We start from the raw sequence: 14395 nt of genomic DNA on the forward strand, positions 1-14395 counted from the left end.
ATGCCGTCCGCTCACCCCAGGTGGTCGACGAGCCTTGGTGCGAGGCCGACGTACGTCGCGGGCGTCATCGCCGCGAGCCGCTCCTCGACCTCGGCCGGCAGGCCCAGGCCCCGCACGAACTCGACGAGCTCGGGCTGACCGATGCGCCGGCCGCGGGTGAGCTCCTTGAGCCGCTCGTAGGGCTCCTCCATGCCGGGCACGCCCTGCGCGCCGAGGGCCCGCATCGCCGACTGGATCGGCTCGCCGAGCACCTCCCAGTTGGCGTCGAGGTCGCGCGCCATCGCCTCGGGGACGGCGTCGAGCCCGGCGAGGCCGCGCGTCGCGTTGTCGATGGCGAGGAGCGAATGCCCCAGTGCGACACCGATGTTGCGCTGCATCGAGGAGTCGGTGAGGTCGCGCTGCAGCCGCGACTGCACGAGCGTGGAGGCGAGGACGTCGAGGAGTGCGTTGGAGACCTCGAGGTTGGCCTCGGCGTTCTCGAAGCGGATCGGGTTGACCTTGTGCGGCATCGTCGAGGACCCGACGGTGCCCTGCCCGCGAACCTGCGCGAAGTAGCCCATCGAGATGTAGGTCCACACGTCGGTGCACATGTTGTGCAGCACCCGGTTGAAGCGGGCGATGTCGGCGTAGAGCTCGGCCTGCCAGTCGTGGCTCTCGATCTGCGTCGTCAGCGGGTTCCACGTCAGCCCGAGGCCCTCGACGAACGTCTCGCTGATCTCCTCCCAGTCGGCCTCCGGCACCGCGGCGACGTGCGCGCCGTACGTCCCGGTCGCGCCGTTGAGCTTGCCGAGGAACTCGGCGTCCTCGACGCGGCGGAGCTGGCGCTGCAGCCGCCACGCGAGGACCGCGAGCTCCTTGCCGAGGGTCGACGGGGTCGCGGGCTGGCCGTGGGTGTGCGACAGCAGCGGCACGTCACGCAGGTCGGAGGCCATCGTCGACAGCGCCTCGACGAGCGCGGTCGCGCGCGGCAGCCATACGTCCTCGACGGCACCCTGGACCATGAGCGCGTAGGAGAGGTTGTTGATGTCCTCGCTCGTGCAGCAGAAGTGGATGAGCTCGGCGAGGCCGGTGTCGTCGTGGGCGGGGGCGATCTCGGCGAGCCGCTTCTTGAGGAAGTACTCGACGGCCTTGACGTCGTGCTGGGTGACCTTCTCGGTCTCGGCGAGCTCGGCGATTTCGTCGGGGCCGAAGTCGTCGACGACCTGGCGCAGCCGGGCCTGCTCGTCGCCGGTGAGGCGGCGCACGCCGGGGACGACCTCGTTCGACGTGAGGTGGATGAGCCACTCGATCTCGACGTGGATCCGCTGGCGGTTGAGCGCCGGCTCGGACAGGTGGTCGACGAGCGGGGCGACGGCGCCGCGATACCGGCCGTCGAGGGCGCCGAGCGCGATGGGAGGAGTGACGTCAGCGAGGGAACCCATGACCGCCATTCTCCCATCCGCGCGGGGTGCCTCCGTACGCCGGTGAGGTCGCCCGGAGAACCAGCCGTATGCCGTGGCGCGCGTCCCCGGGAAGGCGCACCACGGCATACGCCGAAGTCCTGCCGCGGCATACCCAACCGCAGGTGAGGTGCCTACACTCACGGGCGTGTCCGCACCCACCCCGAACCCCCGCAGCGGCCAGCCCCGGCCGGCGTCCGTCACGCGACTGCTGCAGTCGGACGCGTTCGCGCGCTCGCGTCGCACGGCGGCCCGGATGGAGAGCGACCCGGCCGCGCTCGGCGACCTCATCGCGCTCGTGCGGCTGCGCAAGCTCGACACGGACCCGCACCTCGGTGCGGTGGCCGACCTGGTGCACCGGGCGACCGAGTGGCTGCTCGCCTCGGGACCGGACTCGACCGTGCCGGACCGGATGTCGACGACGCTCGCGGCTCGTCGGCGGATGGCGGTCGCGGCGCTGTGCTACCTCGTCGACGTCGGCGACGTCATCCCCGACCACCGGACCGACGGGACACTCGACGATCTCGTCGTGCTCCAGTCGGTGCTGAGCCGGGCCGTCGAGGTCGACGCCCCGCCGGAGGACGTCGTCTGACCGGTCGGTCCGACCGGGGCGCGCGGGCAGCTCAGCGCAGGCGCGCCGCGATCTCGTCGAGGGACTGACCCCACGAGGAGTCGTCGGTCTCGTCCCACAGCTCGGCGAGCTCGGAGTCCTCCGAGCGGACCCGTTCGAGCGCGGCCCGGGCTGCAGCCTTGAGGTCGGCGTCGGCGGACACCCCGGCCGACCGCACCCAGCCCGCCGCGTCCTCGCCGTAGCCCGACTCGGGGATGCTGCCCGGGTCCGCGAGCCAGCCCACGACGGCAGCCGCGGCGACGGCCTCGGCACCCTCCGGCGCCTCGACGGCCTCTCCCGGCGCGCCGAGGTCGAGTGCGTCACGCAGCCTCGTCAGGCCGGTCGCGGCGTCGGCGCCCTCGAAGTCGAAGGCCCAGTCGCCCGCGTCGTCGTTGTCGAACGGTCCAGCACCCCACGTACCCATGGCGCCGACCCTAGCGACGTCGTGGGTCCCGCGGTCAGGAACGCGTCTCGCGGATGTGCTCGATGATGCCGGGCAGGGCGGCGCGGACCTCGTCGTAGGTCTGGTCGAACGCGTCGTCGTCACCCCACCACGGGTCGTCCATGTCGAGGTCGCCGGAGTCGGCCGAGTCGGGGTCGAAGGACCGGATGAGCCGGATCTTGTCGCGGTCCTCGTCGGTCGTCGCGAGGCGACGCAGCGCGCGCTCGTGCCCGCGGTCGGCGGCGAGGACGAGGTCGAGGTCGGCGAAGTCGTCCGCGTCGAACCGTCGCGCCCGATGGGTGTCCCAGCCGGCATCGACGTGGCCGCGGCGCTGCAGCACCGCGATGGTGCGTGGGTCCATCGGGTTGCCGCTCTCCTCGGCGGAGGTACCGGCGGAGACGACCTCGACATCGGCGACGTCAGCCTCCTCGAGGGCTTCCCGCAGCAGCCACTCGCCCATGGGGGAGCGGCAGATGTTGCCGGTGCACACCACCGCGACCCGGTATGCCGGCCGCTCGCCGCCGGTGGTCGTGTCGCGCGTGTCCGTGGTGGTCTCGTCCTTCGTGTCGTTGATCCCGTGCGTCACCGTCCCAGCCTCGCACCCTCGTCCCGATCTCACCCAATTGGATGGTTCGGGACGGGCCCGGCCGCGCGTCAGCGCCAGGCGAGCCAGAGGAGGGTGAGCGGGAGCGCGACGACTGCGGCGGCATACAGGTACATCAGCGCGACGACGGGCGCGGGCAGCGGGCGGTCGGCGAGGAGGCGCATGCGGGCCGCGGTCGCGCCCTGACCGCCGGCACCGAGCCCGGCGACGGGAGTCTGCCCGTGGGCGAGGGTGAGCAGCGCCCGCGCGGTCTCGACCGGACCGGATGCGCGCGAGGCGGCGCGGTCGGCGAGGGCCTCGATGAGGAGGCGCACCTCGCGCAGGGCCTCGGGGGAGCGGACGGGTCCGGGAACGGAGTGGTGCAGCACCGTGAAGTACTCGAGGAGCAGGTCGTGCCGCCCGCGCAGGTGCGCCCGTTCGTGCGCGAGGACGGCCGACAGCTCGCCGGTGGGCAGCGCGGTCAACGCGCCTTCGGTGAGGACGACGCGCGACCGCCGTCCGGGCAGGCAGTACGCCGTCGGGGTCGCGTGGGCGAGCACGCGCAGCTGCGTGCCGTCCTCCTCGCGGGGGTCGCCGAGGACGTCGACGAGCTCGGTATGCCGGGTGCGCGCTGCGCGCAGCCGCGTCCCGATCCGGTGGCCGGACACGAGGAGCGGGAGCAGGACGGCGAAGGTGACGACGGCCGCGACCACCAGTACGGCCCACCATTGAGTCCGCCATGCGGCCACCGCGGAGGGGCACTCCTCGGACGCGCAGGCGATCGTATGCGTGCGCGTGAGGAACGGGATGGCGGCTGGTGCCACTGCCAACGCCGACAGGACCGCCGCGAGCGACACCGCCTGCCACGCCACGAGGGCGGCTCGCGGTGAACGGCGGAACACCTTGAGCCGGGCCATGATCCGCGGCGCCACCGCCGCGAGGACGACGGCGATGAGGGCGAGGGCGAGTGCGTACACGTCAGGTCTTCGGGGTTGCCATGGCGACTCGGGTCAGCCCCGGCGTCGCTCGACCTCGGCGAGCGCCGCCCGCAGCTCGGCGAGCTCGTCGGGCGAGGCGCCGTCGAGGAAGTGCAGCAGGGCCGCGTGCCGGTCGCTCGCGTCCTCGAGGCTCGCGCGCATCGTCTCGGCGGTGAGTGACTCCCGGGTGCCGGCAGGGCGGTAGCGCCAGGCCCGGCCGTCGCGCGCTCGGGTGACGAGCTGCTTCTTCGTGAGCCGGTCGAGGACGGTCATGACGGTCGTGTAGGCGAGGTCGCGACCCGCCGGCAGCCCCTCGAGGACCTCGCGCACGCTCTCGCCCTCTGGGTGCTCCGCGGCCCTGTCCCAGAGCTGCTCCATGACGGCGCGCTCGAGCTCTCCGAGTCGCGGAGTCGAGGCAGGGCTGGAGGTGGGGGTGGTCACGGTCGGTCCTTCGGGGTGCTGGCTGCGGTGAGCTGCGCAGAGGAGGCAGAGGTGGGGGAGTCGGCGGTGAGGTCGATGACCTCATCGACGCCGTCGAGCCCTTCGGCGCGATGGCTCACGAGGACAACGCTACGCCCCTCCGTCGCTGACCAGACGTCCCGCATGACCGCCGTCGCGGTCGCGTGGTCGAGCTGCGCGACGGGCTCGTCGAGGAGGATGACCGGCCGCCCGGAGAGCACGGCTCGGGCGAGCGCGATGCGGGTGCGCTCGCCGCCGGAGACGCCGCGACCACCCGCGCCGAGACCGGTGTCAAGACCATCCGGCAGGGTCGCGAACCAGCCGTCGAGACCTGCGACGTGCAGCGCGGCGAGGATGGCGGTGTCGTCCGCATCGGGGGCTGCGAGAACGAGATTGGCCCGGACATCGGCGGCGAAGAGGTGCGGCTCGTCGTCGACGACGGCGACGAGGCCGCGCACCTCCTCGAGCCCGAGCCCGGTGGCGTCGGTGCCGTCGACGAGGTAGCGACCGGCCGACGGGTCGAGGGCGCGCGCGAGGACGGCGAGCAGGGTCGACTTGCCGGAGCCGTTCGCCCCGACGACCGCGACCCGCCGCCCGGGCGGCAGGTCGAGGTCGACCGGTCCCACGTCGCGGCGTCCGTCCACCCACCCAGCGGTCACGCCCGCCAGCCGCAGGTGCGGCACCCCCGTCCCGATCTCACCCAATTGAACGGCTCGGGATGCCTTGGGATCGGTCTCCCCCGTGAAAAACTCACCCAATTGGACGGTTGGGGACGTCCCGGGGTGCGCGTCAGTTGTCCCGATCTCACCCAATTGGACAGTTGGGGACGTCCCGGGGTGCGCGTCAGTTGTCCCGATCTCACCCAAGTGGACGGTTCGGGACGGCTCGCGGGCAGCGGCGACGGCCGGCTCCTGGTCGAGCAACGCGTCGACGCGAGACTGTGCCTCCTCGGCCCGCGCCTGCGCCCGGGCCGCATCGGCCAGTGGCAGCAAGGTGTCGGCGAGCGCCGCCGGCACGACGACGAGCAGCGCCATGACCGGTGCTCCGAGGTCGGACCGGACCGCGAGCGCGGCCATCACGACGCAGGCGATGCCAGTCAGCCCGAGCACTCCGCCGGTGACGAGCGCCCGGCCACGACTCTGCCGACGCAGTGCGCGAGCGAGGTCGTCCTGCGCCCGGTCGAGGCGCGCGAGCACCTCACCTTCGGCGCCGATCGCCTGCAGCTGTGCCGTATGCCGTGCCACGAGGTCCGCGGCCCGGCCCACCTCCGCGCGGGCTGCGCCCACGACGGGCTGGGCGCCTCGTTCGAGGCCGAGCCCCCACCGGTGCAACGCCACGGTGACGAGCGCCCACACCGCGATGACGCCACCGGCGACCGGGAGCAACGCCCCCGCGAGCACCGTCGCGAAGACCAGGGTGAGCGCCGCCGCGAGCACCGGCACCCGCACCCGCACCTGCGACTCGACGACGTCGGTGAGGTCGTTGACCACCCCGGTGAGGACGGCGCTGCGGGACCGGCGACCGAGGCGAGCCGGCGTCAGCGGGATGAGGGCGGCATACACGTCCGTGCGGTCGCGAGCGAGGTCGTCGAGCGCGCGGTCGTGCGAACGCAGCCGCTCGAGGTAGCGGAAGAACGGTCGCGCCATCCCGAACGCCCGCACCGACACGATCGCCATGAGCAGCGTGAGGATGACCGGGCGTTCAGCGGCGCGGACGATGAGCCAGCCCGAGGTCGCGGTGAGGGCGACCCCGGACGACAGCGCGAGCCCACCCCAGAGTCCGGCGAGCAGGTCGGTGCGTCCCCGAGCGAGCGTCGTCATGCGGGCACCTCCACGCGGGCGCCGAGTCGCACGTGGTCGTCGGCGAGGGCGGCCAGCTGCGGCGAGTGGGTCGCGGCGATGACGCGGCGGGTTCGGGCGAGATCGACGACGAGGTCGTGGACGAGCGCCGCCGCGTCACCGTCGAGGTGTGCGGTCGGCTCGTCGAGAAGGAGTACCGGAGCGTCGGAGAGGAGCGCCCGCGCCAGTCCGAGCCGGGTGCGCTGGCCCGCGGACAGCCCGAAGCCGTCGTCGCCGAGCCGGCTCTCGAACCCGTCGGGCAAGGCCATCACGACGCCGTCGAGCCCGACGCGACGCAGCGCCTCCCACTGGCGCTCGGGCCCCACGTCGCCCGCGCCGAGCGTGAGCACCTCGGTGACCGACCCGTCGGGCAGGAACGGCTGCTGCGTGACGTAGTGGACGGCGCCGGACCCGAGGTCCGCACTGATGCCGAGCCGATCCGCCGCGGCGGTGACCTCGGGCAGACGGTCGGTCCGGCGCACCCCGGCGAGGCGGTCGAGCAGCGTCGTCTTGCCGACCCCGGACGGCCCGGTCACCGCCGTCAGGCCCACGCCCCACCCCGACGTCCGGTGGGTTGGGGACGGTTCTGGAGCGGTGACGGAGCCCAGACCGTCCCCAGCTCGCACGAAGTCGTCGAGGGCCTGGGCGCCGTCGGCCGCCGCGTGGAACTCCTGCCCCACCCTGCGGATCGGCCAGTACGCCTCCGGCGCGAGGAGGATCGCGAGCAGCCCGGCCTCGAGCGACATCGAGCCGTGCGACAGGCGCAGCCCCACCACGACCGCGACGATCGCCACCGAGATCGTGGCCAGCAGCTCCAGCGCCGCCGACGACATGAAGGCCAGCCGCAGCGTCCGCATCGTCGCCCCACGGTGTCGCTCCGACACGGTCCGCACCACGTCGACCTGCCGCCGCGCTCGCCCGTAGGCGACGAGCGTCGGCAGCCCCCGCATGACGTCACCGAAGTGCCCCGCCAGCTGCTCCAGCGCCTGCCAGCGCCTCGTCGTGTCGTCGCGGGTCGACGCCCCGATGAGGGCCGCGAAGAGCGGCAGCAGCGGCAGCGTCAGGACGACGATGAGCGCACTCCAGGGGTCGACGAACAGCAGCGCCACGACCGCGAGGACCGGCACGACCACGGCGGCGACGAGCGCTGGGAGGTAGCGCGCGGCATACGGCTCGACGGCGCTCGCCCCCTCGGTCGCGAGGACGGACGCGCGTGCCGGATCGGGCCGCTCATCAACCGGCACCGACAGCCAGCGCGCGAGTAGCCCCCGCCGCAGCGCGCTGCTCACCGTCGCTCCCGCGCTCACCGCCACCCGCTCGGCCGCCACCGCGAGCAGCGCCCGCACGAGGAAGGCCGCGAGCAGCCATACGCCTCGGGTCCGCCAATCCCCTTGTGTCGCAACGGCGGCCACGAACAGCGCGAGCGACACGGCGACCGCGATCGCGGCAGCGCCCTGCGCCGCGGCGACGACGGCGAGGGCCGTCACCGGTCGCCGCGCGGCAGGGACCGCCGTGAGCAGTCGCGTGTCGAAGGGCTTCATGCCGTATGCCGTCCGCTCACTTCACCGCGGCGTAGGCCGGGAGGTGGTGGGTCGCCAGGCGCTTGCGGAAGACCCAGTAGGAGAAGGCCGTGTAGGCGAGGACGAGCGGCATGAAGATGGCCGCGGCCCACGTCATGATCTCGAGGGTCATGGGGCTGCTCGCGGCGGCCGCGGCGGTCAGGGGTGCCCCGCCGTCCAGGGTCGTCGGCAGGACGTTCGGCCACAGGGCGACGAAGTAGGCCGCTGCCGTGCCCACCCACGCCAGGGTCGTGCCGACGAAGGCGATGCCCTCGCGGTCGGCGCGGTTCGCGACGAGCCCGCCGACGAGGCCCACGACGGCGATGACCGCCAGGACGACCACCATGGGCGAGCCGTTCGAGGAGATGAGCCACAGCAGCAGCGCCCCGCCGAGGACGGTCGCCGCGATGCCCGCGCGCTGGGCCACGACCCGCGCGTCCTCACGGATGTCACCGGCGGTACGCAGCCCGAGGAAGTGCCCACCGTGCGTCACGGACAGCGCGACGAAGGCGAGGCCGCCCAGCAGACCCGGCAGGCTGATGATCGACGCGAGCGACCCGACGAACTCCGCCTCGGAGTTCAGGGGCACGCCGCGCACCATCGTCGTGAGGAAGAGCCCGACGAGGAACGGCGTCGCGACCGATCCACCGGTGATGGCGAGATCCCAGCGTCGGCGCCAGGTCTCGTTGTCGCGCTTGAGTCGGTACTCGAGCCCCATGTTGCGCATGATCAGCGCGACGAGGATGAGCAGCATCACGAGGTAGAACGTCGAGAACGTCGTGGCGTACCAGGCGGGGAACGCCGCGAACATCGCACCGGCGGCGGTGATGAGCCACACCTCGTTGCCGTCCCAGTGCGGGCCGATGGTGGTGAGCATGACGCGCCGCCGCTTGGCCGGGTCCTGCTCGTCGTCAGCACCGCCGACGGCCGCCTCGGCCTCCGCCGTGCCGCGCCGACCGAGGACCGGCAGGAGTGCCCCGACGCCGAAGTCGAAGCCCTCGAGCACGAGGTAGCCGGTCCAGAGGACGGCGATGAGGACGAACCAGATGAGGGGGAGGTCCATGGTGAGCTCGCTTCTCTTCCTTGGCTTTTCGTATGCCGGGTGGCTTGCGTGTGCCGGCCGGTGTGGGTCGGGTCCAGTGCGTCAGTAGGCGAACTGGAGCGGGGAGTCCTCGGTCTGCTCCTCGTCGGGCTCGTGGTACTCCTCGGCGCCGTAGCGCACGTAGCGGAGGAAGAGCTTGACCTCGACGACCGCGAGGGCGGCATACAGGAGGGTGAAGATCGTCATCGAGGTGATGACCTCGGTGGTCGAGACCGACGGTGAGACACCGAAGTTCGTCGTCATGAGGCCGTAGACGAGCCATGGCTGCCGACCGGTCTCGGTGAAGATCCAGCCGAAGCTGTTGCCGAAGATCGGCAGGAGCGGGACGGCCGCGGCGACCCACACCCACCACCGTGCGGTCGGGGCGCGACCCTTGCGGGTCATCCAGAGCAGGAGGGCGGCGACACCGGTGGCGGCCATGCCGACGCCGATCATCAGTCGGAAGGTCCAGTAGGCGAGCGGGATGATCGGCGTGTAGTCCCCGTTGTCGTCGGCCGCGATGGCCGCGACCTCGGGTCCGTAGGTCTGCTCGATCTGGGCGATCATCTCGGGGTTGCGGGCCTTGACCTGGTTGATGCCCTCGACCGTTCCGTTGAAGCTGCCGGTCGCGAGGAAGGACAGCAGCTTGGGGACCTTGATGGCGAAGACCTGCTCCTCACCGTCGAGCGAGCCGATGGTGAAGATCGAGAAGCCGGCACCCTCCTGGGTGTCGTAGAGCGCCTCGGCGGCGGCCATCTTCATCGGCTGCACCTCGGTCATGACCTTGCCCTGGAGGTCGCCGGTGATGGCGACCCCGAGGCCTGACACGAGCGTCATGACGGCGCCGAACCGGGCGGCCTTGCGGTACATCGGGACGTCACCGGGGGTCTGCGACCCGGGCAGTGCGGAGCGGCGCCACAGCCAGACCGCGACGCCCATGACGACACCGCCACCGACGAGGTAGGCCGACGTGATGACGTGCGGGAACGCGACGACCTGCACCTTGTTCATGAGGATCGCCATGAAGTCGGTCATCTCGGCGCGGCCGGTGTCGGGGTTGTAGCGGAAGCCGACGGGGTTCTGCATGAACGAGTTCGCCGCGAGGATGAAGTAGGCCGAGAGCAGCGTGCCGACGTGGACGACCCACATCGTCGCGGCGTGCAGCTTCTCGGGCAGCCGGCCCCAGCCGAAGATCCACAGCCCGAGGAACGTCGACTCGACGAAGAACGCGAGCAGCGCCTCGAGCGCGAGCGGCGCCCCGAAGATGTCGCCGATGAAGCGGGAGAAGTCCGACCAGTTCATCCCGAACTGGAACTCCTGGACGAGCCCGGTGACCAGCCCGAGGGCGAAGTTGATCGTGAAGAGCTTGCCGAAGAACTTGGTCAGGCGGTACCACTCGGGGTTCCTCGTCCGGATCCACGCGGCGTGGAAGACGGCGACGACGAACGACAGCCCGATCGTCACCGGCACGAAGAGGAAGTGGTAGACGGTCGTGATGGCGAACTGCCACCGGGCGAGGTCGACGGGGTCCACGTGCCCTGCTCCTTGGGATCGGCGATGCAATCGGACGAGATCTACTACCGTCGATAGTATCTACTACTTCCCGTCGTAGACAACTGGGCGGCGTGGCCGGTCATCTTCCGGGTTTCGGGGGGTATGCCGTGCGAGCATGTTGTCGTGCAGAACTTCCTCATTCGACTGGTCAGCAACGCCATCGCGCTGTGGGTCGCCGCGTGGCTCATCGACGGCGTCCGCTTCGGCGACCCGGGCGAGGAGTGGACGAAGCAGATCGTCACCGTCGTCCTCGTCGCACTCCTCTTCGGTCTCGTCAACGCGGTGATCCGGCCGATCGCGAAGGTGCTGTCCTTCCCGGCGATCGTGCTGACGCTGGGGCTGTTCACGTTCGTCGTCAACGCGTTCATGCTGCAGATCACCGAGTGGATCTCCCGGCCGCTCGGCCTGTCCTTCGTCATCGACGAGTTCTTCTGGGACGCCGTCCTGGCTGCCGTCGTCATCACGATCGTTTCGTGGGCCCTCAGCGTCGTCCTCCCCGACGGCGACGACGACTGACCTCTTCTTCCGTCGCACTGATTGCGCAGGATGCGCATCCTGGCTCCGCTGCGGATGCGAATCCTGCGCAATCAGTGGCGGTGTGGGTGCACGGATTCGGCAATCGGTCGGGGAGGTGACCGGGTCTCGTCGGTGACCGAGCGGGCCATACAGTGACGCGCATGACCGAGCGCCCCGCCGCCAGCACCGCCGACACTGCGAGCACCGGCACCACCGACAGCACCACCTCCGGCTCCGGCAGCGCCCCCGCGCGCGAGCCCCGGCCGGTGCGGCTGCGTGGCGCGCTCGACGCCGTCCCGGCATACGTCGCCGGCAAGCCGGCCGCAGCGACACCCGGCGTCACGGCATACAAGATCTCCTCGAACGAGAACCCCTACCCGCCGCTGCCCAGCGTCCTCGACGTCGTCCGCGAGGGCGCCGCGCAGATGAACCGTTACCCCGACATGGGCGTCTCGGCGCTCACCGAGGCCCTCGCCCAGCGGCTCGCCGTCCCGGCGGCGCGCATCGCGACCGGCCCCGGCAGCGTCGGCGTCCTCGGCCAGATCATCACCGCGCTCTGCGACCCCGGCGACGAGGTCGTCTTCGCATGGCGCAGCTTCGAGGCCTACCCGATCCTCGTCTCGCTCGCCGGGGCCGCGCCGGTGCAGGTGCCGCTCACGAGCGAGGCGCGCCACGACCTCGACGCCATGGCCGACGCCGTCACCGAGCGCACCAAGGTCGTCCTCGTCTGCACTCCCAACAACCCGACCGGCCCGAGCGTGCGCACCGACGAGCTCGAGGCGTTCCTCGACCGGGTGCCGACCGACGTGCTCGTCGTCCTCGACGAGGCCTACCTCGAGTTCGTCACGAGCGAGGACGCGCCCGACGCCCTCGCGATCCATCGCGCGCGGCCGAATGTCGCTGTGCTGCGGACCTTTTCGAAGGCCTACGGCCTCGCCGGACTGCGCGTCGGGTACGCCGTCGCGCACGAACCGGTCGCCGAGGCGCTGCGCAAGGCAGCCATCCCGTTCGGCGTGAACTCCCTCGCCCAGGCCGCCGCGATCGCCTCGCTCGAGGCGTTCGACGAGCTCCAGCAGCGTGTCGACGAGCTCGTCGCCGAGCGCGCCCGCGTCGTCGCCGAGCTGACGAAGCAGGGCTGGGACATCCCCGACACGGACGCGAACTTCGTCTGGTTCGGCGTGGGGGAGCGGGCGCCGGAGTTCGCCGCGGCGTGCCAAGCCGCCGGGCTCACGGTCCGCCCCTACGGCACCGACGGCGTCCGCGCGACGATCGCCGAGCGCGAGGCCAACGACCGGCTGCTCGAGGTGGCCGCGGCCTTCCCGCGGGACTGATCGTCCGTATGCCGTTCGCGCGCCGTCCGTGACGGGCGTCCGGTGGACGTGAGCAGGACTCCCGCGACGACGACGGCGCACCCGACCCACTCGAGGGCGGTCGGCCGCTCGCCGAGGACGACCCACGCCGCGGTGAGGCCGGTGACGGGGACGAGCATCGAGAAGGGCGCGACCGTCCCCGCGGCGTGACGGGCCATGAGCCAGGCCCAGATCCCGCCGCCGATGACCGTCGCGATGAAGCTCGTGTAGAGCAGGCCGGCGACGGCCGCCACCCCCGTCGAGTCGCCCAGGCCGGTGAACGAGTCGGCGATCCGTCCCGGTCCCTCGACGGCCAGGCTGAGCGCCAGCATCGGCAGGGGCGGGACGACACTCATCCACATCGTGAAGTGCACCGGCTTGGGTGCCCGCGCGCGTCGCGCGGCGAGGTTGCCGATGGCCCAGCCCAGCCCGCCGAGCACGGTGAGCACGAACGGCCACACCGCGGCGACGTCACCGCGCGCCGCCCCGACGACGCCGAGCCCGGCGACGGCGATCGCGACGCCCAGGGCGGCCCGGCCCGAGATGCGCTCTCCGAGAAGCGCCCCGAGGACGACCGTGAACGGCGCGGAGCTCTGCAGGACGAGCGAGGCGAGACCGGCCGGCATACCTGCGGCCATGCCCCAGTAGAGGAAGAGGAACTGCAGCGTCCCGAACCCCACGCCGTAGAGGACGATCCAGCGCCATGGCACGTCCGGCCTCGGCACGAAGAGGAGGGCCGGCACGGCGAGCAGGGTCCACCTCAGGGCCACGGTGAAGAACGGCGGGAACTGCTCGAGCGAGGCGTGGATGGCGATGAAGTTCACGCCCCAGAGCACGGCGACGAGGACGGCGAGGAGACGATGACGGGCGGGCACACGACAAGCCTGCGCGCGGCATACCGCTTCGGTCTACTGAAAGATTCTGTATGAACTGCGTAGGCTGGCTACATGGATGTCCGCCACCTCACGCTGTTGCGCGAGCTCGCGGAACGCGGCTCCGTCACGGCCGTCGCCGATGCCACTCATCGCACGGGCTCGGCTGTCTCGCAGCAGCTCCGGACCGCCGAGCGCGACCTCGGAGTCCGGTTGGTCGAGCCGGACGGCCGCGGCATACGACTCACCGACGCCGGTCGGCTGCTCGCCGAGGCGGCCGTCGACGTCGAGACCTCGCTGGCCCGGGTCGAGCGCGCCCTCGACGAGTTCCGCGGCAACCCGACCGGGACGGTGCGGATCGTCGGCCTCACGAGCGCCGTCGAGTTCCTCGTGCCGCCCGCCCTCGCGCCACTCGCGGCCGACGGCATCGAGATCGAGCTCGTCGACACCGACGTGTCCGAGGAGGACTACGCCCGGCTCGCCGCCGACCACGACATCGTCGTCGGGCACAGCCTGCTCAGCGCCCACCCCGCCGGCTCCGAGGGCCTCGTCCGCACGACGCTCGTCCGTGAGCCCATCGACGTGGCACTCCCGGCGGCCCACCCCCTGGCCGACCGGGATGTGCTCACGCCCAGGGACGTCGTCGACGAGACATGGATCGCGGTTCCGCAGGGCTTTCCCTTCGCCGCGATCCTCGACGGGGTCGAGCGGGTCACCGGTCGGCCGGCTCGCATCGCCCACCGCGTCCGCGACAACCAGGTCGTCGAGGCGCTCGTGGCGGTGGGCGCCGGCGTCGGGTTCCTGCCGCGGTCCACGACCCGGCCGCGTGACGGGGTCGTCCTCCGCCCGCTCAAGGGTGTCAACGCCCGCCGATGGGTCGTGGCCATGTCGCGTCCGGACCGGGCCGAGCGGGCCGTCGTCCGCCGTGCCGTCGCCGAGCTGCGACGGGTCGCGCGCACCTGACGCAGTACCGGGAACCGGCAAGAAGTCGGGGTGGGGTACCGGGAACCACCAAGAAGTCGGGGTGGGGGTCGGATGCAGAAAAAATTGGGAAATCGGGCCAGTAGTTCGCTTGACCTGTGGTTTTCCTGGCCCGACCGGGTCACACTGTCAGCA

Annotated in this window: 14 protein-coding genes; 4 read left to right on the top strand and 10 right to left on the bottom strand. The window is 71.9% G+C overall.

The window, feature by feature from the left end:
• Positions 1-11: 11 nt before the first annotated feature.
• Positions 12-1421 carry an adenylosuccinate lyase gene (gene purB, locus BCF74_RS12770; protein ID WP_106298371.1) on the bottom strand — a complete coding sequence of 470 codons (1410 nt, stop codon included), beginning with the start codon at positions 1419-1421 and terminating at the stop codon, positions 12-14.
• Positions 1422-1587: 166 nt separating this feature from the next.
• Between purB and BCF74_RS12775 the strand changes: the two genes are divergently transcribed.
• Positions 1588-2031 (top strand): hypothetical protein, encoded by a 444-nt coding sequence (locus tag BCF74_RS12775; RefSeq protein ID WP_106298342.1) that lies wholly within the window; start codon positions 1588-1590, stop codon positions 2029-2031.
• A 31-nt stretch (positions 2032-2062) separates the two neighbouring features.
• Here the strand turns inward: BCF74_RS12775 and BCF74_RS12780 are convergent, their stop codons facing one another.
• The 8 genes from BCF74_RS12780 to BCF74_RS12815 form a co-directional block, all read right to left on the bottom strand.
• A complete protein-coding gene (locus BCF74_RS12780; protein ID WP_106298343.1) occupies positions 2063-2473 on the bottom strand; it encodes a DUF4259 domain-containing protein in 411 nt (136 codons plus the stop codon).
• A 34-nt stretch (positions 2474-2507) separates the two neighbouring features.
• Complete coding sequence (locus BCF74_RS12785; protein WP_245889343.1) at positions 2508-3077, bottom strand: low molecular weight protein-tyrosine-phosphatase; 570 nt, start codon at positions 3075-3077, stop codon at positions 2508-2510.
• 68 nt (positions 3078-3145) lie between these two features.
• Positions 3146-4051 (bottom strand): M56 family metallopeptidase, encoded by a 906-nt coding sequence (locus BCF74_RS12790; RefSeq protein ID WP_245889344.1) that lies wholly within the window; start codon positions 4049-4051, stop codon positions 3146-3148.
• 33 nt (positions 4052-4084) lie between these two features.
• The gene (locus BCF74_RS12795; RefSeq protein WP_281257187.1) at positions 4085-4492 is read right to left on the bottom strand and encodes a BlaI/MecI/CopY family transcriptional regulator; all 408 of its coding nucleotides are present in this window, start codon (positions 4490-4492) and stop codon (positions 4085-4087) included.
• Positions 4489-6330, bottom strand: a complete 1842-nt coding sequence (locus BCF74_RS12800; RefSeq protein WP_106298344.1) for an amino acid ABC transporter ATP-binding/permease protein — start codon at positions 6328-6330, stop codon at positions 4489-4491. Before BCF74_RS12800 ends, BCF74_RS12795 begins: the two co-directional genes overlap by 4 nt.
• Positions 6327-7889: an ABC transporter transmembrane domain-containing protein gene (locus BCF74_RS12805; RefSeq protein ID WP_106298345.1), complete on the bottom strand. Its 1563-nt coding sequence runs from the start codon at positions 7887-7889 to the stop codon at positions 6327-6329. The genes BCF74_RS12800 and BCF74_RS12805 overlap by 4 nt, the downstream gene beginning before the upstream one ends.
• 16 nt (positions 7890-7905) lie before the next feature.
• Positions 7906-8970, bottom strand: coding sequence for a cytochrome d ubiquinol oxidase subunit II (gene cydB, locus BCF74_RS12810; protein WP_106298346.1), 1065 nt, complete (start codon positions 8968-8970; stop codon positions 7906-7908).
• Positions 8971-9051: 81 nt separating this feature from the next.
• Positions 9052-10521, bottom strand: coding sequence for a cytochrome ubiquinol oxidase subunit I (locus tag BCF74_RS12815; protein ID WP_106298347.1), 1470 nt, complete (start codon positions 10519-10521; stop codon positions 9052-9054).
• Between the two features lie 144 nt (positions 10522-10665).
• Here BCF74_RS12815 and BCF74_RS12820 point away from each other — a divergent pair, with 144 nt between their 5' ends.
• Positions 10666-11058 carry a phage holin family protein gene (locus tag BCF74_RS12820; RefSeq protein ID WP_106298348.1) on the top strand — a complete coding sequence of 131 codons (393 nt, stop codon included), beginning with the start codon at positions 10666-10668 and terminating at the stop codon, positions 11056-11058.
• Positions 11059-11219: 161 nt separating this feature from the next.
• Entirely contained in the window at positions 11220-12389 is a 1170-nt protein-coding gene (gene hisC, locus BCF74_RS12825; protein ID WP_106298349.1) for a histidinol-phosphate transaminase, read from the top strand.
• Here hisC and BCF74_RS12830 read toward each other — a convergent pair.
• Entirely contained in the window at positions 12299-13282 is a 984-nt protein-coding gene (locus BCF74_RS12830) for an EamA family transporter (protein ID WP_106298350.1), read from the bottom strand. The genes hisC and BCF74_RS12830 overlap by 91 nt on opposite strands.
• Positions 13283-13354: 72 nt before the next feature.
• Between BCF74_RS12830 and BCF74_RS12835 the strand changes: the two genes are divergently transcribed.
• On the top strand, positions 13355-14242 hold the full coding sequence (locus BCF74_RS12835; RefSeq protein ID WP_106298351.1) for a LysR family transcriptional regulator: 888 nt from the start codon (positions 13355-13357) through the stop codon (positions 14240-14242).
• Positions 14243-14395 lie beyond the last annotated feature (153 nt).

The organism is Knoellia remsis (genome assembly GCF_003002895.1).
Lineage (GTDB): Bacteria > Actinomycetota > Actinomycetes > Actinomycetales > Dermatophilaceae > Knoellia > Knoellia remsis.